Raw genomic sequence first — 23289 nt, forward strand, 5'->3', positions numbered from 1 at the left:
GGAAGCCGCTCCGGGGTCAGGCCGCGAGCCGTCCCGGCTTCACGGCCTGCGGCCCGAACCTCGCCCGCAGCCGGTCGGACACCGCCTCGATCCGCCGCGCCCGTTCGTCCACGGGGTCGAAGGTGAGCTGGTGGGCGGCCCGTTCCGCGTCATGGAGCCCTTCCGCCCGCAGCCCGATCCCCCGCACCCGCGCCCGTTGCAGGGCGAACGAGTCCTGGATCCGGTACGCGAGCGAGGTGAGCGCCGCCGAGTGGGCGGTGGGCTCCTGGAGCGTGCGGCTGCGGGTCAGCGTCGCGTAACCGGTCCGGTCGGCGTAGCGCACGGAGACCGCGAGCGAGCGGCACACCTGCCCGTCGCCGCGCAGCCTCGCCCCCAGCTCCTCGGTGAGCGAGAGGAGCGCGCGGCGGTGCTGCTCGGGGTCCAGTTCGTCGCGGGGGAAGGTGCGTTCGGCTGCGATCGACCGGGCTGCCGCGTTGGGCACGACCCGCGTACGGTCGATGCCGTTGGCCCGCTCCCACAGCTCGCGCCCGGTCCGTACGCCGGTGATCCGCTGCAGGGTGGCCAGCGGTGCGGCGGCTATCCGGCCGATGGAGTCGAGCCCGTAGCCGCACAGGGTGCGCGCGGTCGCCGTCCCGACGCCGTCCAGCGCGGCGGCCGGCCTGGGTGCGAGGAAGCCGGCGTGTTCACCGGGGGGCACGACGAAGGTCGTCCCGGGCGTCGCCTGCCGTGCGGCCATCCTGGCCAGCATGGGGTTGGAGGCCGCGCCGATCGCGCAGTCCACGCCGTGCAGGGCCAGCGCGCGCACCCGGATCACGGAGGCCAGGCCCGTCGTGTCCTGCCCGAAGTAGCGCAGCGCGCCGCTGATATCGGCGAGCGCGGAGCCGGGCGGGGTCGCCTCGACGACCGGGGTGAACGCTCCGAGGAGGGCGAGCAGTCCCTCGTAGCCCGCACTGTCCGGCAGTCCGCCGCCGATCCGGCGGAACCGCAGACACAGGACGGCCGGCCGGCCGTTCATCCCGCGCTCCCCTGGCTCTGGTGCCACAGCTTCCTTCCGGTGGGTGTCCCCTCGCCTGCCGGCCTGAGGTCGGACCAGGGGTTCATCTCGTAGCCGGTCGACAGGCGGATACGGCGGCCGTCGTCGGGGTTCTCCTCCTCGCCGGCCTCGGGCTCCTCCGCCAGCCGTGCCGCGACCGCGTCCAGGCCGCCGGTGCGCCGGAGTTCGGCCAGCTCCGCCAGATTCCAGGCCGCCGAGCCGACCACGCTCATGCTGCGTGCGCCGCGGCGCTGGACCACCCCGCGCACCAGCAGCAGCCAGGAGTGGAAGACGGTGTGTGCGCAGGCGGCGTGGCTGTCGTCGAAGAAGGCGAGGTCGACCAGGCCCGTCCCGTCGTCCAGGGTGGTGAAGATGACCCGGCGCCCGGAGCGTACCGGCGGGGTCTGGGTGGCCACCTTGGCGCCCGCGACCAGCACGGTCTCCCCGTGTCCCGCCTCCCGCAGCCGCTTGGCGGAGACCGCGCCGAGCTCCTCCAGGAAGGCGTGGTGATCGCCCATCAGATGGCGTGAGACGTCCATGCCGAGGACGCCGAGCTCGGCGCTGAGGCGTTCGGCCTCGTTGAGGTCGGGCAGTCCGACGGTGCCGGTCCTGTGTCCGCCGCCGAGCGGGAGCTGGGCGCCCGCCGCGCCGGAACCCGAGCTCCGCTGGGCGCGGTGGAGTTCGGTCAGATGCAGCAGCAGATCGCGGCGGTTGGCGCCGAAGGCGTCCAGCGCGCCGACCTGGGCCAGCCGTTCCGCGGCCGGCTTTCCCGGCCTGGCCCGCTGCCAGAAGTCCAGCAGCGAGGTGTAGGGCTGTCCGGCCTCGATCCGGGCGACTTCGGCCTCACTGATGCCGTGGACGTCCGAAAGGGCCAGCCTCAATCCCCATTTACCGCCATTATCGCCAGACACCAGTTCGATCCGATGGGCTGCCGCCGACCGGTTCACATCCAGCGGCAGCACCGGCACCCCGCGCCGCCGCGCGTCCGCGAGCAGCAGCCGCTTCGGGTACATCCCGGGGTCGTGCGTGAGCAGCCCGGCGTAGAAGGCCGCCGGGTGGTGCGCCTTGAGCCAGGCCGACTGGTACGTCGGCACGGCGAAGGCGACCGCGTGCGCCTTGCAGAAGCCGTAGCTCCCGAACGCCTCGATGATCTCCCAGGCGCGGGCGATCACCTCGACGTCGTACTTCCGCCGGGCCGCCCGCTGCGCGAACCAGACCCTGATCCGGGCCTGCGACTCGGGGTCGGAGAGCCCGCGCCGCACCCGGTCGGCCTCGCCGCGTCCGCAGCCGGTCATGATGTCCACCATCTCGATGATCTGCTCATGGAAGACGACCACCCCGTAGGTGTCGCGCAGCGGATCCTCTAGGTCGGGGTGCGGATAGCGCACGGGGGCGCGGCCGTGTCTGGCCTCGATGAACGGCCGCACCATGTCGGCGGCGACCGGCCCGGGCCGGAACAGCGAGATGTCGACCACCAGGTCGTGGAAGGTGGCGGGCTGGAGCCGGCCGACCAGGTCGCGCTGGCCCGGCGACTCGATCTGGAAGCAGCCCAGCGTCTCGGCGCTCCTGATCAGCCGGTACGTCTCCGGGTCGTCCTGCGGTACGGCGTCCAGGTCGACCTCACGCCCCGAGGCCCGCTTCACCTCGGTCACCGCGTGCGCCATCGCCGACTGCATCCGCACACCGAGCACATCGAGCTTGAGCAGCCCGAGGTGCTCCACGTCGTCCTTGTCGAACTGGGCCATCGGGAAGGGGCCGCCGCCCGTGCCGTCGGGGCCGTGGGGGATCTCGCCGCTGGTGGGTACGACCGGCGTACGCCGCAGCAGCGAGTCGTCCGAGAGGAGCACCCCGCACGGGTGCATGGCGATGCCGCGCGGCAGTGCGTCCAGCGACTCCACCAGATCCCAGAGCCGGCCGTACTTCTCCTTCTGCCCGGCCACGGCGCGCAGTTCGGGCAGTTCCTCCATCGCGGCGCGGGCGTCCCTGGCCCGGATGTGCGGGAAGGCCTTGGCGAGCCGGTCGGTCTCGGCCGGGTCCATGGAGAGCGCGGCGCCGACATCGCGGATGGCGTGGCGCACCCGGTAGGTCTCGGGCATGGAGACGGCCGCGACCCTCTCGGCGCCGAAGCGGTCGATGATCGCGCGGTAGACGTCCAGGCGGCGGGCGGACTCCACGTCGATGTCGATGTCGGGCAGCACGAAGCGCCGCTCGGAGAGGAAGCGCTCCATGAGCAGCCCGTGCTCGACCGGGTCGGCGTGGGCGATGCCGAGCAGATGGTTGACCAGGGAGCCGGCCCCTGAGCCGCGCGCGGCGACCCGTATGCCCATCCCTTTCACGTCGTCGACGACCTGGGAGACCGTCAGGAAGTAGGAGGCGAAACCGTGGTGGGCGATGATGTCCAGCTCACGGCGCATCCGGTCCCAGTAGTCGCGCCTGCGGTCGTAGCCGTGCCGCACCATGCCTGCGGCGGCGCGGGAGGCCAGCACCCGCTGGGCGGTGCGCCGCCCCGCGCCGACGAGGTGCGGTTCGGGGAAGTGGACGCCGCCGAGCCCCAGGTCACCCTCGGGGTCGACACGGCAGGCGTCGGCGGTGCGCCGGGTCTCGGCCAGCAGCCGTTCCCCCGCGTCCCGCCCGAGCCCCGCGGCCGAGGTGATCCGCTCGGCGGTCTCCCGCATCGCGTGGGCGTCCTTGAGCCAGCGCTGCCCGCTGTCGAGCGGCGAGCGGCGGGGGTCGACGGGGACGAGCCGGCGGGCCGAGTCGAGCACGTCGGCGACGGGGCCCTGCCCGGGATCGGCGTACCGGACGGCGTTGGTCAGCACGGCCCGCACCCCCTGCTCGGCGGCGAAGCCGACGGTACGGGCGGCGAGCCGCAGCGATCCGGGTCCCGAGCCCTCGCGGCCGTGGTGGACGGCTTCGAGACGCAGGGCGTCACCGTAGATCTCCCGCCAGGGGGCGAGCAGCGCGGCGGCCCGGTCGGGGCGGCCCGCGGCCAGCGCGGCGCCCACCTCGGATGCGGGGCCGAGCAGCACGGTGAGCCCTTCGGCGGGCAGCGCCTCACGGCCGACCAGGGGCTGCCCGGCATCCGGGGTCCCGGCGCCGTGGGCGGCGGTGACCAGCCGGCACAGCTCGGCCCAGCCACGGGCGCCGTCGCGGGCGAGGAAGGTGACACGGGGTGCGGATTCATCGACAAAGGCACCTCCGCGGACCGGCGTGCGCGCCTTGTGCGTACGCCCCGCCCCGTCGGCCTGCCGTGCGACCGCGAGCTCCACACCGAAGAGCGGCCGTATCCGGGCCCCCTCGCAGGCCCTGGCGAAGCGGACCGCACCCGCGAGGCTGTCGCGGTCGGTCAGCGCGAGGGCGTCCATCCCCCGCTCGGCGGCACGCTCGGCCAGCCGCTCCGGGTGCGACGCCCCGTACCGCAGGGAGAACCCGGAAACGGTATGCAGATGCGTGAACCCTGACATCCGCACCTCCTGGACCGATCCGTACTCCCACCCCCTCGCTCTCCACCATAGACCAAGTTTCGAACGTTCGTACGATAACCGTGTTCGTGCGATACCGGGGCGCTGCCACCACTCCGCCATTCGGCCCGCCCCGCCTGCGTGAGCGGTGCCCCGGCCTGACCGTGGGGGCATGACTTTCGCTGACGAGGTGAAGAGCGCCGTCACCACACGGGCCGCGCTGCTGGTCATCGGCGTACTGGCACTGCAGCTGCTGTTCATCGCCTCCTACGTCGGCGCACTGCACAGGCCCGACCCGACGGACGTACCCCTCGGGGTCGTCGCCCCGAAGCAGACGTCAGGACAGCTCGTCAGCCGGCTGGACGGCCTGCCCGGCGGCCCGCTCGATCCGCGCGCCGTGTCGAGCGAGGCGGAGGCCCGCCGGCAGATCGAGAACCGCGACATCGACGGCGCCCTGATCGTCAGCCCCACGGGGTCGACCGACACCGCGCTCGTCGCATCCGGCGGCGGCACCGTGCTGGCCAACACGCTGACCAAGATCCTCAAGGAGGCGGAGGGGTCCCAGCACCGCACGGTGCGGACCGTGGACGTGGCACCCGCGTCCTCGGGCGACTTCAACGGCCTCTCGTCGTTCTACCTGGTCGTGGGCTGGTGCGTCGGCGGGTACCTCTGCGCATCGATCCTGGCGATCAGCGCGGGCGCCAAACCCGCCAACCGGCAGCGCGCGGTGATCCGCACCGCGGCCATGGCGCTGTACTCGATCGCGGGCGGGATCGGGGGCGCGATCATCATCGGCCCGGTGCTCGGCGCACTCCCGGGCAGCTTCTGGGGCCTGGCAGGCCTGGGTGCGCTGATCGTCTTCGCGACCGGCATGATCACACTCGCCCTGGAGGCGCTCACCGGCATCATCGGCATCGGCCTGGCCGTCCTGCTGATCGTGATCGCGGGCAATCCGAGCGCGGGCGGCGCCTTCCCGCTGCCGATGCTGCCCGACTTCTGGCGGGCGATCGGCCCCGCCCTGCCGCCCGGGGCGGGGACCTGGACGGCCCGCTCGATCGCGTACTTCAAGGGCAACGCGGTCACCGGCCCCCTGCTGGTGCTCTCCGCCTGGGCGGTCGTCGGCACGGCCCTGACCCTGCTCCTGTCGCTGCGTGGCCGGGACACGGACGGGCAGCGGGGGAAGCGGCGGGCGGCGGCCCCCGGGGAGGCCGAGGCCTCACCCGGGAGCGGTTCGAGTCCCGCCTGACTCAGATCATGTCCTTGCCGCTGCGGCGGGCCTCCGCCCATTCGCGGAAGAACGCGCGGCTGATCACGAACAGAACTCCGGCCACGATGACGGGCCACATCAGGACGTACGCGGTCAAGGCAACGGTGGTCACTGCGCCTCCTCCTGGTTCACTTGGTGTGTGTGACGGGCTCGGATGCTCCGGCGTCGTCCGTACCGGCCGCCGGTTCCGGGACAGCGGCATCCACGCCGTCGTCGAAGTCACCGGTGCGCTGCGCGATGACGGCGAAGTCGAAGCGTTCGCCCCGGCCCATCGACATCGCCCAGCAGATGGCGGTGCTCACGGAGTAGGCGACGAGCGAGCCGCACAGTGTCGCGTACTCGTGGAGCGACCCGATGGCGAACGGCGCGCAGGCCACTGTCGCCAGCACGCCCACGATCCTCGCCGCCTTGGGCCCCAGGAATCCGAACACCATCAGGCCGAGGACCACACCGACACCGAGGACCGCCAGCACGTCCACGACGATGCCGAAGACACCGTCCACGGGAATCCAGCTGAAGCGGACCGGCAGGAACACCGCGAGTGCCACGAGCACCGAGACGGTGAACGCCTTGTTGGTGACCCTGTCCCAGTAGAAGCTGGCCAGCACCGGGAAGACGAGAGCGCCCCACAGCGCGCCGACGAACACCAGCAGATCGAGAATGCTCAGTTGCAGACTGGCGAAGGCCACGGCTGCCGCGGTCGCCACGACCATCGTGACGCGGCCGATCAGCAGCATGGTCCTGGGGTCGGCCTTCTCCTTGCCCGCCATGTTCTGTCCGTAGACGTCGGCCATCATGATCGAGGACAGGGCGGAGAGGTCGGAGTCGGCGGTGGAGGACAGCGCGCCGATGATCATGATGAAGAACAGGGCCAGCAGCACGGGCGGCAGATAGGTCGCCGCCATCTCGGGGATGAGGTTGTTCAGATCGCCGCCGCTCGGCTCGAAGCCCAGATAGAGGGCGAGCACACCGAGCATGCCGACGCCGATCACCATGGCGCCGTAGCCGATGGTCGCGGTGACGAACGTCGGCTTGATCAGGGACTGCTTCACCGCGAAGAGCCGTTGCGCGATGGTCTGGTTGCCGATGGCGTAGGCGAGCACCGCGGCGATGTAGGGGGCTCCCTGCTCCATGAACGCCTCGCTGGAGAAGAAGTTGCCCTGGTGCGGGGTCAGGTTCTCCGCGCCGCTCTCGAACGCCGCCGGGAAGCCGGCCGCGAAGAAGATGAACGGGACGATCACCGCCACCGCGCCGAGCATCGCGACGACCTGGACGAAGTCGGTCAGTACGGAGGCGCGGAACCCGGACCACAGGGTGTAGAGGAGAACGCCGGCGGCCACGGCGAAGACGCCCTGGGTGAAGTTGAACGGCGACAGCAGCGAGATGAGCACGCCGCCGGCGATGAAGTTCGACATCAGGCTGATCAGACTGCCGACGATGTTGGAGCCGGCGAGCATCAGCTGGCTGGAGCGGCCGTGCCGGGCGTACATGACCTCGGCCAGCGTGTGCGCCTTCGGGGCGACGCTGCGGATGCGCTTACCGAAGGGGTAGATGAAGAGGATCATCAGGGCGCCCCAGAGCCCGTAGTGGATGGGCCCCGATATCCCGTAGCTGTAACCGGATGTGGCGGATGCGTACATCGAGGACGCCCAGATCCAGGTCGCCGTCATGCTGGCGGCGGAGATACCGAAACCGATGTTGTTCCCGCCGGTCATGTACCCGTCGGCGTTCTCGTCCTTCTTGCCGATCCGGGTCGAGATCAGGAAGGTCCCTCCGTAGAAGAAGACCAGCAGACCGACTACGGTCACGGCGCCGAACTGTGCTGTTTCCATACCGTCCACACGCATCACCTCTTTCTGCTCGTGGAGCCCGAAAAAAAGGCGAGCCCTTTGAGCTCGCAAACTTTTTGCACGCTAACAGCTCTCTTCAAGCCATAGCGATCTTCAATCGACTGACGCCCCATCAGGTGATTCGCCTGCAATTTTGCGGCACAACAGGAGCAAGCACGCATTTCAATGGACGATTTATCCCGACTTGTCATGTCCGCATCGCTCACTTACGGCCACACATTTGCACGTCGCAACTGCGATGAAAGCTCATTTCGTTATGGATCGGAGATCATCGGCGACCGCGGACCGCCGGGGTACACCCAGCCGTAGTCCGGACCGGGTGTGTGACCCCATTCCGGCACTCCCAGGACCCCCATAGCGTCGAGACATGACGAAGAATCACAGAGCAACGGACCACCAGGACGACGAGCGAGGGACCACCTCCCGACGGGGCGTGCTGCGAGGACTCGGGCTCGCGGTGGGCGGGATCGCACTCGGCGCCGGTGCGGGGGCGGCGCCGGCTGCCGCGGCCGGGCGTGGCAGCGGCCGCCGCGGGACGCGGCCGTGCACGTACGTACTGGTGCACGGCACGCACAGCGCGGGGGCGTACTGGCTGCCCGTGGCACAGGAGCTGGTCCTGCGCGGCCACCGCGTCGTCGCGGTGGACCTGCCGCTGCACGGCTCGCAGGCGTTCGTGCCGGAGTCGTACCAGCGGCAGGACCTCGGGGCCCTGGCCACCGAGCCGTCACCGGTCGCCGCGCTGAGCCTGGACGACTACGAGCGGCATGTCACCGGCGTGGTACGCCGCGCCGCGGCGAACGGCCCCGTCGTCCTGGTCGGCCACAGCCTGGGCGGGGCCACGGTGACCCGGGTGGGCGAAGCCGTACCGGAACTGCTCCACCACATCTGCTACATGGCGGCCTTCTGCCCCAGCCCCGTCCTGCCGACCCCCGACGCCTGCACCGCGGCGCCCGAGAACGCGGACGCGCTCATCCCGCTCGGCCAGATCGTCGGGGACCCCGAGCAGCTCGGTGTGATGCGGCTCAATCCCCGTACGGGCGACGCGAAGGACCTTGAGGCGCTCCACGAGATGATGTGCGCGGACTACCCGGACTCCGCGTTCCGGCAGCGGCTGGGCGGCATGCAGACGGACGAGTCGACCACGGCCTACGCGGGCCGGGCCGTGGGCACACCGGAGTCCTGGGGCCGGCTGCCCCGCACCTACCTGCGCTTCGGCAGGGACCGCACGATCGCCACGAAGCTCCAGGACCGGATGATCGCGGAGGCCGACGCGCGCACACCCCGCAACCCCTTCACGGTCCACGACTTCCCCGCCGCATCGCACCTCGGCCCGCTGGACCAGGCCCCCGTCGCGACGGCACTGGCGGGGCTGGCCCCCTGACGTGCCGACGCGCGGCCTGATCCCGGAAGCGCCACGGCCCGCCCGCCCCCGTGAGGGAGGCGAGCGGGCCGTGGCAGGCGTACGGGAGTCGGCGTCAGCCGATCTCGGCGCCGAACGCGTCCAGTGCCTCGGGCACCGGCTGGAAGAACGTCTCGCCTCCGGCGGAGCAGTCGCCGCTGCCGCCCGAGGTCAGACCGAGCGCGGTGTCGCCCGCGAAGAGCGCGCCGCCGCTGTCGCCGGGCTCGGCGCAGACCGTGGTCTGGATGAGGCCGTCGACGACGTCGCCGTTGCCGTAGTTGACCGTGGCGTCCAGTGCGGTGACCTCACCGTCGTGGACCTGGGTGGTGGAACCGCTGCGGGACACCGTCTGACCGACGGTCGCGTCGCCGGCCTGGGTGATCTCCTGGGCGGAGCCGTCGTAGAGGTCCACCTCGCTCGGGTGGTCGACGTCGGAGGTGTACTTGACCAGGCCGTAGTCGTTGCCCGGGAAGCTGGACTCCTCGTTGGCGCCGATCTCCGAGCCGGTCTGCGAGTCGGACCAGCTGGTGACCGACTCGGTGCAGTGGCCGGCGGTCAGGAAGTACGGCTCGCCGCCCTTGACCACGTTGAAGCCCAGCGAGCAGCGTGCGCCGCTGCCCCAGATGGCGTCGCCGCCCGCGATGAGGGGCTTGAACTCCCCTGCGGACTTCTTGAGTTCGGCCTTGCTGCCGAGCCCGTCGACCACCTTGCTGAGCTTGTCCCAGGCCGCGCCGTCGACCGTACGGTCGGCCGTGACGACCACCTTGTTGCTGACCGGGTCGACGGCCCAGGAGGTGCCCGGGATGCTCGCCTTGTCGGTGAGGGTCTGCCGGGCACTCTTCAGCTCGGTGAGCGTGTGCTGTACGACTCTGGCCTTGGCGCCCGCCTGGCGGACCTGCTCGGCGCCCGCCTCGTCGACGACGTTGACGACGAGGTTCTTGGCCTTGGCGTCGTAGTACGCGCCCGCCGTGTCGCCGCCCAGGGTCTTGCCCAGGTCGTCGGCGAGGGTTCCGGCCGACTGGGCGCTGAGGGAGCGCGCGGTGAACTCGGGCACGGCGTCACTGGCGTTCGCGGTCTGGAACGTCACTCCTGCGGCGACCAGAGCGAGTACGGCGGTGCCGGCCGTGGCCACACCCTTCCTGGATATGCGTCGGTGCTTCAACTTCGACCTCCTGTGGGGGCCGTGCACGGACAAGTGGGGTGTCCGGAACACGGAGGATGTGGCGCCCACTATTCCCATGCGATCGGTAGCACACAAGGTCGACTTCCGGACGCGCACACGACAACAACGGTTCGCCCTCCAGGCGTTCACAACCCGGGCACCGCACCAAGTCGGTTCCGCTTGTGAACACCCGGTGCGACAGGTTCCCCACAGCGGGTGAGGACTAGTCCTGTCCTGTAATGGCCGCCCGGAGTCCGGATGCTGTGGCGGGCGCTCCTGAAGCCGAACACACCCCCGAACGCGCCCGCACATCCCGAACACCACCGGCTCGTCCCGACGGGGAGTGCCGGTATCGCCTCCGATAGGTCATCATCGAACAGGCAGTACACGCCGGGTACTTGGTGCCCGGACCGAGCGAGGTGACCGAGCGGAGGGGCGGCGTGCGAAGTCGGGTGCGCATGGCGGACGGACGGCATCTGATGGTCGAGCGTCAGGGGGACCCCCAGGGCAGACCGGTATTCCTCCTGCACGGGATGCCGGGCAGCCGGCTGGGCCCCGCGCCCCGCGGGATGGTCCTCTACCAGCGGAAGATGCAGCTGATCACCTACGACCGCCCGGGGTACGGCGGGTCCGACCGGCTGCCGGGCCGCCGGGTCATGGATGTCGCCGAGGACGTACGCACGATCGCCGACTCGCTCGGCCTGGAGCGCTTCGCCGTGGTCGGCCGCTCGGGCGGCGCGCCGCACGCCCTGGCCTGCGCGGCGCTGATGCCCGAACGGGTCACCCGCACGGCCGCGCTGGTCAGCCTGGCGCCCTGGGACGCCGAGGGGCTCGACTGGTTCGACGGGATGGCCGCGTCGAACGTGCTCGCGTACTCCACTGCGGCGGCTGATCCGGACGGTCTCGCGGAGTCCTTCATCAGCCGCTCGGAGGAGATCCGGCAGGACCCGGTCCGGCTCCTGGACGACCTGCGCCGGGAGCTGACCGACTCCGACCGTGTCGTGGTCAACGACGCCGGGATCCGCACGATGCTGCTGGCCAACTACCGGGAGGGGTTGCGTACATCGGCGTACGGCTGGATCGACGACGCCATCGCGTTCTGCAGGCCGTGGGGGTTCGACCCCGCCGACATCACGTGTCCCGTGATGCTGTGGCACGGCGTGAAGGATGTGTTCTCGCCGGTGGGCCACTCCCGCTGGCTGGCCGAGCAGATCCCGGGCGCCACCGCTGTACTGGAACCGGCGGCGGCGCACTTCGACGCGCTGTCCGTGCTGCCCGAGGTGCTCAACTGGCTGCTGGACGAGCGGGCGGCCGCCGTCGGCTGACCGGCGGTGGGACTCCCGGACCGCAAGGCTCCGGCCCGGGAGCCCCACCGGATCACCCGGGCCCGGGAGCCCCACCGGATCACCCGGCCCGGAGGAAACCGGACGTCGAGGTCCTGCCGATGAAGGTGAAGCGGGTGTCGCCCTCCAGGTGCTTGCGCACCGCGGCCTCGACGCCTGGCCAGTTCTTGTCGGTGTAGTCGTCGATGACGACCACCCCCCCGCTCGCCACCAGCGTCTCGGCCCATTCGAGGTCCTCCCGTACCCCCTCCTCCGAGTGGTCACCGTCGATGACGACGACGCCGTACTCACGGTCGGTGACGGCCGCCCTGACCTCGGGGGCGTTGGAGAAGCCGCGCCGCAGCCGGATCCGCTCCTCGGGCAGGCCGGAGAGCCCGAGGTTGGCCCGCACGACGTTCTCACTGATCGGGGTTCCGGACGGATCGGCCCCGAGCACATGACCGGGTTGCAGCTGGACGTCCGCCAGCGGGTCGACGATCGTCAGACGGGGTGCGTAGCCCGCACTGACCAGCTGCCGCACCAGGCCCGCCGCGAACAGGCCGTGCAGCGTGCCGATCTCCAGCACCTCGTCGTTCGGCGGCTTCAGCAGCGGCACGGTGGACAGCTTGCCCACGACGTTCATCGTGCCGCCCGCCACCCGCCCCGATCCCAGCGCCTCGAGCACGACCAGGGTGCGGTAGGCCAGGTGGACATGGCGCTCGGCGGTGTGGACGCCGGTGACCTCGCGCACCTCCGCGGCCAGCCTCTCCACCTGGGTCCTGGTGGGGGTGCGGTGACTGCCCCGTCCGGCACGCCCGAGCAACAGCTCGACCGCGTAGCTCCTCACCGCCCCGCCGTCCAGCTGACGCTGGGCCTGCTCCAACTGCCGGCGCAGCTCCGCGTTCTCCAGTCTGGCAAGTCTCTTGATCCTGCGGTCCAGAGCCGTGATGACGGGGCGCATCGCCCGTTTCACGGGCGGAGACGTGAGCAAGGACATCGCGCACCTTCCGAGGGGGTGGAGCGTTCACAGACAGCGCGACGCTAGCGGCCCAGGGAATCCCCGCGGCAGCCGCCCGGCGCACACGGGGCGCACACCGTGCGGCGGGAAGATGAACGATGCGGGAGCCCCGGCCCCCGCATCACGACCTCACACCGCCATCGGCTCCAGCTCGCGCCAGAACCTCCGCTCGTCCCGCGCTATCCGGGTCAGCGGGTGCTCGTCGCCGAGCTGCCGTGCCAGCTCGTCGCCCGTCTCCGCCCGCAGCCTCAGCGCCTCGTCCTCGCGTCCCAGCGCGCCGAGCGTGACCGCGAGGTTCGACGTCATGGCCAGGGTCTCCGGGTGATGCGCGCCGAGGGCGTCCCGGAGCTGGCCGGCAACCCGCCGTTCCATCTCCAGGGCGAGTTCCAGATCGCCCTGCCGCGCCGTCGCGTTCGCCAGGTTCATGACGCTGAACAGCGTGTTCGGGTGCTCGTGCCCGAACACCTCACGCATCGAGGCGACCACCCGCGTCAGCAGCTTCTCCGCCTCGACCGGCGAGCCGGCCCCGGAGAGGTAGGCGCCGAGATTGTTCTGCGCGGCCAGGGTGTAAGGATGCCGCTCCCCCGGCACGTTCCTGTACTGGTCGGCCACCTCCTGCGCGGTGTCCCTGGCCTCGACGGCCTCCCCCGCGGCGAACAGGTCGGCCGCCATGTTGAGGTCACAGGCCAGCGACTCGGGGTTGGCCGAGGTGTACTTGGCCCGGTACCTGGCCCGGGTGGCCACCGTCAGCCTCCGCCCGTCCTCCAGCTGCCCCGCCCTGCGCAGCGAGACCGCCAGACTCTTGGCGGCGCTGAGCGTGGTGGGGTAGGTCCGGCCGAGGGTGGCCTTGAGACTGTCGTACGTACGGCTGAGCAGCCCGACGGAGTCCTCGTAGCGTCCGACCTCGCGCAGGTCACGGGCCAGGTTCAGTGCCGATGACAGGCTGTGCGGGTGCTCCTGGCCCAGGACCTCCGACCGCAGGTCGTAGCAGTCCTGGTCGATCTCCCGTGCCCTCGCGTACTGCCCGACGCTCCGCAGATTCAACGCCAGGTTGTTCGCCGCAGCCAGCGTCCGGGCGTGCCGCTCGTGGAAGATCTGGTTGAAGCCTTCATGAGCTTCTGTCGCCAGCTCGATGGCCCGCCCGTAGTCCCCGAGCAGACCCAGGTCGATGGCCAGACTGCTGGTGGTCATGTACGTGTGCGGATGCTCCGGCCCGAGTACCTCCCGCTGGAGCCGCAGGGTGAACTCGTCGAGTTCCTTGGCCTCCACGTAACGCCCTCGGGTACGGAGGATGTTGGAGAGGTGGAAGCAGAGGTACAGATACTGGATGTCGCGTTCCCCCAGCATGCTCAGCCAGGCCTCGCGCAACTCCTCTCCCAGCCTTCCCGCTGTCCTGACGTCGCCGCGCTTCCACAGATAGCGCACCCGGTCGATCAGCAGCCTGCGGGTCTCGTGGTCCCGGCAGTAACGCGCGTCGGACGGGCCGAGGTGCGGCCAGATCGTGGCGAAGCGTGGCCAGGTCTCGGGGTTGTCGATCGGCTCCGTGTCGTCGGGCCTGGCACCTGCCAGCACACGGTGGACGACGTGCCTGGCCTCTGCCTGCTCCTCCTCGCTGAGCTGAGCCCTGATGACCGCCTGCACCAAGCGGTGCACCTGGATGGAGTTCGACACCTGGTCGACCTTGGCCAGGGCGAATCGGCCGATCTCCCGGATGACACGGCCAAGGACCAGTTTCTCCTGGAGCGATGAGTCGTAGGGCTTCAGTGCCTCGATCATCTCCTTGCTGTAGAGGAGATTCGCGGAGATCGGCTCGGGTGCGAAGAACGCGCAGAGCTGGAGCAGCCGCACCGCGGCGGGCGAACGCTCCTTGAGACGTTCGATGGAGATGTTCCAGGTGGCCGCGACGGGTTCCGGGTAGCCGGCCGGCTGGTTCAGGGCGAGGACCTGGGGCGCCTGACGGGCCAGTTGTTCCAGGTACGCGCCAATGGGGGTGGCGGTCTCCGCGATCCAGGCCGCCGCCTGTTCGACCGCGAGCGGCAGATCGCCGACCGCGGTGGCGACCTGGGCGGCGTCCTCCGCGCTGAGCCCGGGTGCCCGACGCTGCAGATGCTCGATCGACTCCTCGCGCAGGAACACGTCGACGGGCAGCGCGTCGCCGTGCTGGGACCATGCCTGGTTCCGGGATGTGACCAGGATGTGCCCGGAGCCACCCTGCGGGAAGTAGCGCCTGAGCCTCTCCGGGTCGTCCGCGTTGTCGAAGACGAGCAGCCAGCGGTCCGACGGCACACCCCGGCGCAGCAGATCGACGGCCTCCTGAGAAGCTGCGGCCATGTCGTCGCCGCCCTGGGCACCCAGCCGAACGGCCAGTTCCGCGAGCCCAGCGATCACGTCGTCGGTCTGTTCGGACGATATCCACCACACCAGGTCGTAGTCGGCCATGAAGCGGTGCACATACTCCAGGGCCACCTGGGTCTTGCCCACACCACCGAGGCCGTAGAGGGTCTGCGGCTGCGGCAGCACGACGGCCATGCCGCCGCCGAGCTGGTCACGCATCCGTTCCAGGACCAGGGAGCGGCCGGTGAAACCGGGGTTGCGGGGCGGTGCGTTCCAGATCCTCGGCACGGTGCCGGGGAAACGGGGGCCGGGCGACGCCCCGTCGCCGAGCTGCACCGGCCGGTCCAGGGCGCGCATCAGCGCGGTCGTGGCATGGACCTCGTCGAGCCTGAAGAGATCTACCGGGTTGCGGTCGATGTACGGCGCGGAAAGCCGGACATCGCTGATCCTGAGCGGCAGCAGCTGCCGACGGCCCCCACCGGGGTCCTCGGAGACCGCCTGCTCCCAGAGGGCCACGGCCCGCTGCGACTTGAGATAGGCGCTGGAGAGGAGCACCACCGTGCGGGCAGCCGTCTCGGACGGGATGTGCGTGGATTCCGGCGGCCCCTGCTCGGCGGACACATCACGCGGGACCACCCGGAATCCGGCCCGGGTCAGGACCGACTCGATCCAGTCGGCCCACATGCGGTTCTCCGCCACATAGCTGAGGAAGAGGTCGGCGGGCAGCGCGGGCCTGCGGCGCGTGAACGCGTCGCGGATACGCAGCCTGACCTCCTCACCCACCGGGGGCATCGAGGTGATCTCCTGCTCGGTGACGACCGTGGTGAGGCGCTCGAAGGCGGACAGGAGCGAGTTGCTGAGCCCGGCCTCGTCGCCGAAGGTGGCGAGGGTCTCCTCGTACGCGTAGTAGGGGCGGTAGGGGATCTCCACCGCGCCCCAGTAGGCGGTGAGTTCCTCACCCGACAGATCACGGGGCAGCCGGTCGAACTTCAGCCGGGCCAGCGCCCGTCCGGCGTCCGCCTTCTCCTTCTCGCCCTCGTCGATCCGCATGGGGACAGGGAAGATCGAGATGGGCCGGCCGGTGTAGCGCTCGGCGATCTGCCGGGCGACGGAGGCCGCGCCGTCGATGGACTGGTCGCTGAGGGTGAAGCAGTCGACGAGGACGTCCGGGAGGTGGACGGTGCAGATGTCGGCGATGTCGCTGAGACCGGTGCGGCTGTCGATGAGGACGTAGTCGTAGTGGGCCTTCATGTCGTCCCGCAGGGCGTCGAAGAAGTGGCCGCCGCCGAGCCGGTCGTAGAAGTTGTCCCAGTCGAAGGTGGAGACCGTGGCGGAGTACTCGCGGTTCTGCCGTCCGGCGGACACGAAGTCGAGGGTGCCGCCCTTCGGGAACTCCCAGCCGAGCGTCTCGGGGGTCAGCGACACCGCGTGCGGCTGGATCCTGGCGTAGTCCTTGTGCCAGTCGTCGGCCCGCTGGGCGGGGTTGGTCGCGGCCCAGGCGTATTCGGTGATCAGGTCGATCACGCCGGTGGTGGCCCCGAGCGTCGAGGGGTCGAGGAAGGGGTGGAAGAAGCGGTGGAGCCCCGGGGCTTCCAGATCCCAGTCCACGGCCAGCACCCGCTTGCCGTTGGCGGCGAGGATCCAGGCGGTGTTGGCCAGGGCCATGGTGCGCCCCGTGCCGCCCTTGTACGAGTAGAAAGTGACGATGCGCCCGTCACGACCGGCTGTCATACGTCCTCCGCATCCGTCGCAGGGTCGTGCATGTCGGGTATGAACTGGGTGTTGCCCATCGGCCCCATCAGCCGCGTCCGTTCGCTGTGCCGCCCACCGGCCGGTGGATAGGCAGTGGCATGCCTCAGGTACTGCTGAGCAGCCGCCTCGACCACTTGCGGCAGGATCTGGCCGAACGCTTCCATGCTGGGTACCCCCTTGGCCGCGACACGGCAGAAGGCCCGCCCCTGCCGCATCTTGACCGGCATCGTCTGCTCGAGTTTCTCGGTCAGTTCGGCCTCGGCCGCCCTGCTCTGATGGTCCTCCCTGCACCATGGGACGACCATGGTCACCCAGGGCCGGTTCTCCGCGTCGAATGCCGCGAGCCGGCGCCTCAGATCCTCGTCCTCCAGGGCCCAGCGGTCGACCAGGAGGATCTCGGGAGTACTGGGCGACTGCTTGCCTTCCCGCTGACCGGGCTCCTCGTCGAACGGGGAGATGACGGCCTGGTAGTTGAGGGAGCGCACCAGTTCTTCGGCGACATAGGCGAGTGGTCTGGCGGAAGCGGGATGGTAGGGGTTCCATTCCTGCGGATTGTCGCCGTAGTAATCCGGGTTCCTGCCTTCCGGCAGGTCGTGACGCGTAGGCGCGGCAACGGTGATCCGCATGGGCCTCGGCGCGCCCGCACCGCTGCCCGGTGCGCCGAAGGCGCTGGGGACGAGGCGGAAGTCGAGTGGCCTGCCCGAACCCATCCGGACGGAATCGGCGACGTGAACGATGCGTTTGGCCAGATGGTAAACGGCCTGTTCGTAATCCTGGGCGAACAGCGTGAGTTTGATCAGCCCGTAGAGCCCGTCGCTGACGTAGCGGTCTCCGAAATCACGGTGGTTGAACTGTAACCGCTCGGCAGGGCCCGGGAGTTGGCTCGGGGGCACCGGGACCCAGAGTGCGGGCACGATCGCCTCGGCGGGCTGATTCAATCGAGCCCGGTGATGAATGGCTCGCTGCTCGAAGGCGTACCACTCCTTGCCGCACATCTCGCTGGCGAAGTACCGCGGCGAGAACAGCGGGACGAAGACCCGGCAGTTGGCGAGGACACTGCCCAGCCGCTCGGACCAGCCCTCGCCCGAGCGTATCTCCCGGTCCATGAAGCCGGCTGCCGCGCCGGCGGGCAGGTTGGTCATGGCCATCACATGACCACAGAGATCCTGGAATAACCGTTCGACCCACATGTCTGGGTCCGATCCACCGCCGTACCCCGGTGTATGCGCGTAGCTCAGAAAGAAGTACGGCCGATGGTCCGTCGCTCGCTGCTGCGTCGATGCGTGCACACGACCCCCGTCCTGTGTGGCACTCGCATCGGAGTGGAGAAAAAGGATGCGAGCGCATTCATCATTGCGGAGCGGACCTCACTCCACCCCCCTGTGGTTCGGTCATTCACCGTTGCTTTTCAGTCATACGTTCCCACGGGCTTGCGGCTGTTCCTCCCCGGACGTTCCGTCTGTGCTGTCAGCGAGCTCTTTCCGGAGTCCGGCCAGTACTCGCGTTCCGTCGATGGTCAGTTCGGGGGATGATTCGATCATGTCGAGCGCCTGCCGGACACCCTTCAGGAACCGTGGATCGAAGAGTCCCGTACCCACCCGTTCGAAAGTCTCGGAGAACAGCTGCGAGAACGGCTTCGGTTCCTGACTCCAGGGATCCTGGTGTACCCATTCCCCGTCCGCCGCGTAAAGATCCGTGACTTCGGTGAGTGCCAGGAACTTCGACTCCCTGAAACCGCGCAGCAATAGGAGCGCGAGCTCCTCCACCCCGTCTTCGACGCCGAGGCCGAGCGCCCCGTAGCCGTGCTCTCCCGCACAGGTCGCGCCCGCGGCAAGAGGGGTCAGGGCCACCATGGACAGTGCCGCCTCGGCCGCCTGTTGCGGAACCCTCCTGCGCAGCACCCCCCACGCCGCATCCAGACGTACGCCCCAGGCCGCGGCCTCCTGTGGGGTGAGGCGCGAGGCAGCTGTGGCCCCGAAGCAGTCGCGGTAAGGGTCCAGATCATCGAGCGCGAAGCCGGGCCCTCCGTCACTGCCGACCCGGCGCAGCGCTTCCCAGCCCGGGCTGTCCAGCGCGATGTCGGCGACACGCGTCACTCCGCCGTCGCCCTCCCTGTGCACCAGGAACCCCTCTCCGGCGGCTCGCACCAGAGCCGTTCCCCGCTCCCCGGGATCACCGATCCTCGCCTCGCCCAAGGTCGGAAGGAAGAGCCTGCCGTCGTCGAACCGCACAGGAACCGTGAGCTCGAGCCGTGCGCGGACGGCGGCCGCGGCCACGGACGCGGCCAGCCGGTCCGCGGCACGCTCCGCGTGGGCTCCGCCGTCCGGCGCCCGCTGCGCTTCGAGGAGCCAGGTGCGGGCGTACGGGTGACCGAGCACCTCGTCCAGAGCGCCGGCCCCGCGCTCGGTCTCCTCGGCCTCGGCCGCCAGCTCCCATGCTTCGCCCCACCCCGCATGGCCGTGTGCACCGAGCCTGGTGTGCAGGGCGGCGAGCACGGTGCGATTCAGGTCCTGGCCGGCCGCGACGAGTTCGGAGGGCTCGGTGGCCGCCAGGGAACCGAGGGAGGCGGCGGCACGCTCCTCGACGCCCCGAACGAGCGTCTCCAGATCGGTGCAGTACACGGACGGGTTGTCGAACCCGTTGGACGAGCGGTAGCGGTGCGTGTAGAGGCCGCCCCCGCACGAACGCACGACGGGGCACGAGCGGCACGTCTCGCTGACGCCCGCCAGGCCGAGCTGTCGCGCCTGGACTCCGGGATGGGCCGCGACATCGTCGAAAGAGTGCGAGAAGACGTCGAACCCAGTGGCCGCAGCCCCGTCGTACGCGCTCTTGAGGGAGTCGACCTGTTCCAGTTGTCCGTCCGTCTCGATGACGACCAGGTCCGTGGGGGCGAGCCCGAGGGACTCCGTGAGGCTCGGGCCGCCACTCAGAGTGGACATGACCGAGGAGAAGAGCCGAACGGGCAGCTTCCGCCCGTGCTCCGTCCAACGGTCGAAGACCGCGAGAAGCCAGTCGGCATATGCGGTGGGCGAGCCGTCGGGCCGCAGCGGGGGCTCGTCCCACGTGGCGTGGGGCAGAAGGAAATCGACCTGGGGAGGCTCGAGCTCCACCAGGGCATCGAACACCTCGACGGGATCGTTCCGGATGTCGATCGTGCACAACAGCCCCAGGTCCAGGTGGCTGTAGCGGTCCTGCCGCAGCAGCTCCACCGCTCTGAGCACCAGGGGATGGCTACTCCGGCCGTTGGCGAACTTGCGGTGCCGGTCGTTCGCCGTGCGGCCGCCGTCGAGAGAGATGCCGACCTTGACGTCGAATTCGTCGAAGAGGTCGAGGTAGCGGGGGCTGAGCTGGACGCCGTTCGTATGGATCCTGAGGTCCAGCTCAGCGACGCCGGCCAGCGCCGAGGTGAGCTCCTCACAGACACGGCGCAGTCGCGCAGGGCCCGCCAGGAGCGGCTCGCCTCCATGCAGGATCACTGACATCGAATCGAGTGCATGCTCCGAGGCATGCTCGGCCAATCGTCGAGCCGTCCATGAAATGGCCTCGTCAGAGATGGACTTGGGGCGGGTACGCCAGCTCTGATCTGCATGTTCATAGATATAGCAATGGTCGCACGCAAGATCGCACCTGCTGTGCACCTTGAGCACAACCTCGCGAAAGGGGACCAGGGGTCCTGTCATTCCCCCAGTCTAGCCACCTCGGCACCCAACTCAGAGTGCCGAACTGAAGGTCGAAGTCTGTGTGGAGCGACCCGCGGAGGCACCGAATACCCGCCCGATCTTCCTGGAGGCGTCGGCGCCACGGGCGTCGATCTTGGCGAGCGGCACACGACTCTTCTTCGCAATGGCGAAGGAGGGGGAGGTTTCGTAGGTCTTCACGGCCGTCCTTGATGGATTGTTTCCGGACACTGGATCACAGCCGGAACCTGCATATATTCACAAGTGCCCGGCGGCATGACTTTACTCTGCCCAGAGCCCCGCGCAAACGCCGACGTGAGAAGAATTCGCGTGTTTACGCCGAATTATGGAGACGGAAATCGTGGCGCTCATTGACCCGCCCGAGTGAGGCACGAGCGGCAGCGCGGAAACCGTCGGCCTGCGGGCTCCGCGGTGCGCGCCCGCCGGGAGTCAGTCGAGAGGGGCGTGGATGCCGGCCCTCGCACCCTTCATGCAGTCGCCGGTGCGCTCATGGCTGTCACCCACGACATCGGTCACCCGCATGCGCACATGGAGAGCGTCGACGCGCTCGACGAACCTCCGGGAGAAGGCGCCCACCAGCACCGTCTCATAGCTGCCGGTCCCCACGAGGGGAAAACCCCGCCCGAACTCCGCGAGCTGGAAGTCCTCGGCGACCACCAGTCCCGCCGCGGTCAGTTCGGTCGCAACCGCGGAGATGTCGCTCCAGTGGGAGTCCGTGCGGCTGTCTCCGCCGGCCAGGACCAATAGGACGTCGCAGGACTCGATGGTCGCGATGTGCTGGCCGCCGTTGAGGACACCCACGGTCCACGCCTGCGAGTTCCCCCGGAGCTGCCCCTTCGTCCACGACCCCCGCCACCCCAGGTAGGGGCGCACGGTGCGGGCGTACTGCGCCCGAGCGAGCACGGCACCGACCGCGACGGCCAGCAGACTTCCGAGTGCCTCCATGTCGAGCAGCTGTAAGCGCCAAGGCCAGTCGGCCCGGGCGTCGGGCGCGATGTTCTGGCGGATCGACTCCCAGACAAGGACGAGCACCAGCAGCCCGAGCATCACCAGAGGGGCAGTGAACAGCAGCGGGCTCCGACGGATCCTGCGCTGGTCGTCGGACTGCGGACCTATGCCTCCAAGACCTGCGTCGACCACGCGCCCTCCCCCGGCCCGGGGGGACGCCGCTCCATGTTTTGCAACAACTCCCCCATATATCAATCTTGTTGGGAGATCGTGCCACAGGAGGGACCGATCGCACGAGAGTGCCGTATCCGGGGCCTGAAGACGCCTGTGGCCCCGGAGGCGGCATTGCCGTTACACGGAGTGCGACCTACTCTCATGGCCCCGGTGGGCCTCGTGCGCCCTTCCGGACCCCGTGACGGCGCACCTGGGGCCCGACCGCGGACAGCCCGGCCCGATCCAGACCCTATGACGCGTACCACAACTGCAGACGGGGGTGAACATGGCGGCGATTCCCGGACCACTGCGGAGCATGGTCTTCAGGAGCGCTGATCTGCCCGCACTCTTCCACCACACCGACGCGGTCGCCGTCGTACGCCAGCGTGAGGCGGTCAACACCACCCGCGGCCAGCTCGCCCTGCTCGTGCTCGGCACCGTGCCCGCCGCGCTGCCCTGGCGGGTCGAGGTCGGGCCCGGCGTCCAACTTCTTGATGTTATCGCGGTGTTGGCCTACCTGGGTGTCCTGATCACGACCTATCTCGCCTCCCGCCGCAAAGCAAAGTCGCATTGGCAACTCAACCGCTCCGCCGCGGAGTTCATCAAGTCCAACTGCTGGCGCTACGCGGTCCACGGCTCGCCCTTCGACTCGGCCGTCCAGCACCCCGAGGCGGTGTTCGCCAGCCGGCTCGAGGAGGGGCTCCAGGAGTTGCGGAAGGTGGGGTGGGACGACCCGAGGGAGGAGATGGGGGACTCGGGCGGTGGTCTCATCACCGCGTCCATGCGGGAGTTACGGGACAAGGCCTTCACCGTACGCAAGGAGACCTATATCCGGGACCGGCTGATCGAGCAGCGGCGCTGGTACCGCAGGCGCAGGCTGGTGTCCCGGCGCGGGGCGCTCGTCTGGTCCAGCACCATTGCGGCGCTCACGCTCCCCGCGCTGGTGCTCGCCGTGCTGCGGACCTTCGGCGGCGCCGGGTCGTTCGCGCTCACCGGGACGTTCTCCGCCGCGGCGGCCGCCTGCCTCGCCTGGAACGAGATGCGCCGTCATCATCCGCTGGTGACCGCGCACTCCCTGGTCGAGGACGACCTGGAGAGCATGCAGGCCGCCATGGAGACCGGCCTCACCGAGCGGCAGTGGGCGGCCGCCGTCTTCGAGACCGAGCGGATCGTCTCTCCCGAGCACACGGACTGGCTGGTCAGGCACCGGATGTGAGCATGCGTGGGCGTGGAGAGGCACGGGCGCGTGGAAAGGCACGAGGGCGTGGAGAGGCACGGAGGGCGTGAGGAGTCACGCGCTCAGCCGCGCTCCACGCCCTCGCACCAGATGACCGTGACCGGTCGTCCCAGGCTGCGGGCGTACGTCACGATGTCGCCGGTGCCTCCGAGGCCCCGGGCGGGCAGGCCGTCCCAGACCGCGAGCAGCCGGTCGCAGTGGTCGGCGATGTAGGCGCCCGCCGCGTAGTAGGCCTCGTCGGTGGAGTGCGGGTAGTCCAGCCGGATCTCACGGGCGGCACGGGCCCTGAGTGCCTGGTAGCGCACGAGGTCCGCCTCGTCGGCGAAGCCCTGCTCGTAGTCCCCGCTGGGGATGACCACGGTCAGCTCGGCGCCGTGGGCCAGTGCGAGGTCGGCGAAGATCTGGTCGGCCCCGACCGCCAGGCTGGAGAGCGCCTCCAGGGAGCCCTCGTGTCCGCGCAGTGCCGCCCTCAGCCCCTCCAGCACATGCGCCCGTGCCTCATGAGGGATGGAGCGGTGACCGGTCACTCCGATGCGTTTCACGGACCTGGAACCCCCTGGTGTCTGCGGGGGCCTCCGGGAGGCATCCCTCCGGA

16 protein-coding genes are annotated in these 23289 nt (G+C 69.9%); 4 read left to right on the forward strand and 12 right to left on the reverse strand.

Annotated elements, in window-relative coordinates; translation table 11 throughout:
• Positions 1-16: 16 nt before the first annotated feature.
• On the reverse strand, positions 17-1015 hold the full coding sequence (locus AB0C75_RS11625; protein ID WP_362889481.1) for a hypothetical protein: 999 nt from the start codon (positions 1013-1015) through the stop codon (positions 17-19).
• Positions 1012-4497 carry a DNA polymerase III subunit alpha gene (locus AB0C75_RS11630; protein ID WP_362889484.1) on the reverse strand — a complete coding sequence of 1162 codons (3486 nt, stop codon included), beginning with the start codon at positions 4495-4497 and terminating at the stop codon, positions 1012-1014. Before AB0C75_RS11630 ends, AB0C75_RS11625 begins: the two co-directional genes overlap by 4 nt.
• A 169-nt stretch (positions 4498-4666) precedes the next feature.
• On the opposite strand from AB0C75_RS11630, the gene AB0C75_RS11635 reads away from it, so the two are divergent.
• Positions 4667-5740 (forward strand): ABC transporter permease, encoded by a 1074-nt coding sequence (locus tag AB0C75_RS11635; protein WP_362889486.1) that lies wholly within the window; start codon positions 4667-4669, stop codon positions 5738-5740.
• A gap of 1 nt (position 5741) precedes the next feature.
• On the opposite strand, the gene AB0C75_RS11640 is transcribed toward AB0C75_RS11635, so the two are convergent.
• A complete protein-coding gene (locus tag AB0C75_RS11640) occupies positions 5742-5873 on the reverse strand; it encodes a putative transporter small subunit (protein ID WP_362889488.1) in 132 nt (43 codons plus the stop codon).
• Positions 5874-5889: 16 nt separating this feature from the next.
• The gene (locus AB0C75_RS11645) at positions 5890-7569 is read right to left on the reverse strand and encodes a sodium:solute symporter family protein (RefSeq protein ID WP_362889490.1); all 1680 of its coding nucleotides are present in this window, start codon (positions 7567-7569) and stop codon (positions 5890-5892) included.
• Between the two features lie 409 nt (positions 7570-7978).
• Between AB0C75_RS11645 and AB0C75_RS11650 the strand changes: the two genes are divergently transcribed.
• Positions 7979-8992 carry an alpha/beta hydrolase gene (locus tag AB0C75_RS11650; protein ID WP_362889492.1) on the forward strand — a complete coding sequence of 338 codons (1014 nt, stop codon included), beginning with the start codon at positions 7979-7981 and terminating at the stop codon, positions 8990-8992.
• A 94-nt stretch (positions 8993-9086) separates the two neighbouring features.
• On the opposite strand, the gene AB0C75_RS11655 is transcribed toward AB0C75_RS11650, so the two are convergent.
• Positions 9087-10172: a S1 family peptidase gene (locus AB0C75_RS11655; RefSeq protein WP_362889494.1), complete on the reverse strand. Its 1086-nt coding sequence runs from the start codon at positions 10170-10172 to the stop codon at positions 9087-9089.
• A 440-nt stretch (positions 10173-10612) separates the two neighbouring features.
• On the opposite strand from AB0C75_RS11655, the gene AB0C75_RS11660 reads away from it, so the two are divergent.
• On the forward strand, positions 10613-11497 hold the full coding sequence (locus AB0C75_RS11660) for an alpha/beta fold hydrolase (protein ID WP_362889496.1): 885 nt from the start codon (positions 10613-10615) through the stop codon (positions 11495-11497).
• Between the two features lie 79 nt (positions 11498-11576).
• On the opposite strand, the gene AB0C75_RS11665 is transcribed toward AB0C75_RS11660, so the two are convergent.
• From AB0C75_RS11665 to AB0C75_RS11690, 6 genes are all read right to left on the reverse strand, one after another.
• Positions 11577-12491 carry a class I SAM-dependent methyltransferase gene (locus tag AB0C75_RS11665; protein WP_362889498.1) on the reverse strand — a complete coding sequence of 305 codons (915 nt, stop codon included), beginning with the start codon at positions 12489-12491 and terminating at the stop codon, positions 11577-11579.
• A gap of 150 nt (positions 12492-12641) precedes the next feature.
• Complete coding sequence (fxsT, locus tag AB0C75_RS11670; protein ID WP_362889500.1) at positions 12642-16577, reverse strand: FxSxx-COOH system tetratricopeptide repeat protein; 3936 nt, start codon at positions 16575-16577, stop codon at positions 12642-12644.
• Entirely contained in the window at positions 16574-17887 is a 1314-nt protein-coding gene (fsxC, locus tag AB0C75_RS11675) for an FxsC protein (RefSeq protein ID WP_362889502.1), read from the reverse strand. The genes fxsT and fsxC overlap by 4 nt, the downstream gene beginning before the upstream one ends.
• 123 nt (positions 17888-18010) lie before the next feature.
• A complete protein-coding gene (gene fxsB / locus AB0C75_RS11680; protein WP_362889504.1) occupies positions 18011-20278 on the reverse strand; it encodes a radical SAM/SPASM protein FxsB, inactivated metallohydrolase extension form in 2268 nt (755 codons plus the stop codon).
• 30 nt (positions 20279-20308) lie between these two features.
• The gene (gene fxsA, locus AB0C75_RS11685) at positions 20309-20476 is read right to left on the reverse strand and encodes an FxSxx-COOH cyclophane-containing RiPP peptide (protein WP_362889506.1); all 168 of its coding nucleotides are present in this window, start codon (positions 20474-20476) and stop codon (positions 20309-20311) included.
• 249 nt (positions 20477-20725) lie between these two features.
• A complete protein-coding gene (locus AB0C75_RS11690; protein ID WP_362889508.1) occupies positions 20726-21436 on the reverse strand; it encodes a hypothetical protein in 711 nt (236 codons plus the stop codon).
• A gap of 307 nt (positions 21437-21743) precedes the next feature.
• Here AB0C75_RS11690 and AB0C75_RS11695 point away from each other — a divergent pair, with 307 nt between their 5' ends.
• Positions 21744-22673 carry a DUF4231 domain-containing protein gene (locus AB0C75_RS11695; protein ID WP_362889510.1) on the forward strand — a complete coding sequence of 310 codons (930 nt, stop codon included), beginning with the start codon at positions 21744-21746 and terminating at the stop codon, positions 22671-22673.
• Positions 22674-22756: 83 nt separating this feature from the next.
• Here AB0C75_RS11695 and AB0C75_RS11700 read toward each other — a convergent pair whose 3' ends face one another.
• A complete protein-coding gene (locus tag AB0C75_RS11700; RefSeq protein ID WP_362889512.1) occupies positions 22757-23236 on the reverse strand; it encodes a hypothetical protein in 480 nt (159 codons plus the stop codon).
• Between the last annotated feature and the right edge of the window lie 53 nt (positions 23237-23289).

The sequence above is a fragment of the Streptomyces sp. NPDC048565 genome (assembly GCF_040650935.1).
Classification (GTDB): Bacteria; Actinomycetota; Actinomycetes; order Streptomycetales; family Streptomycetaceae; genus Streptomyces.

Bases quoted from the DNA above. Each gene is read 5' to 3' on its own strand.
- AB0C75_RS11630 (WP_362889484.1), bottom strand. From the start codon at position 4,497: ATGTCAGGGTTCACGCATCTGCATACCGTTTCCGGGTTCTCCCTGCGG.
- fxsT (WP_362889500.1), bottom strand. From the start codon at position 16,577: ATGACAGCCGGTCGTGACGGGCGCATCGTCACTTTCTACTCGTACAAG.
- AB0C75_RS11650 (WP_362889492.1), top strand. From the start codon at position 7,979: ATGACGAAGAATCACAGAGCAACGGACCACCAGGACGACGAGCGAGGG.
- AB0C75_RS11695 (WP_362889510.1), top strand. From the start codon at position 21,744: ATGGCGGCGATTCCCGGACCACTGCGGAGCATGGTCTTCAGGAGCGCT.
- fxsB (WP_362889504.1), bottom strand. From the start codon at position 20,278: ATGACAGGACCCCTGGTCCCCTTTCGCGAGGTTGTGCTCAAGGTGCAC.
- AB0C75_RS11625 (WP_362889481.1), bottom strand. From the start codon at position 1,015: ATGAACGGCCGGCCGGCCGTCCTGTGTCTGCGGTTCCGCCGGATCGGC.
- AB0C75_RS11635 (WP_362889486.1), top strand. From the start codon at position 4,667: ATGACTTTCGCTGACGAGGTGAAGAGCGCCGTCACCACACGGGCCGCG.
- AB0C75_RS11665 (WP_362889498.1), bottom strand. From the start codon at position 12,491: ATGTCCTTGCTCACGTCTCCGCCCGTGAAACGGGCGATGCGCCCCGTC.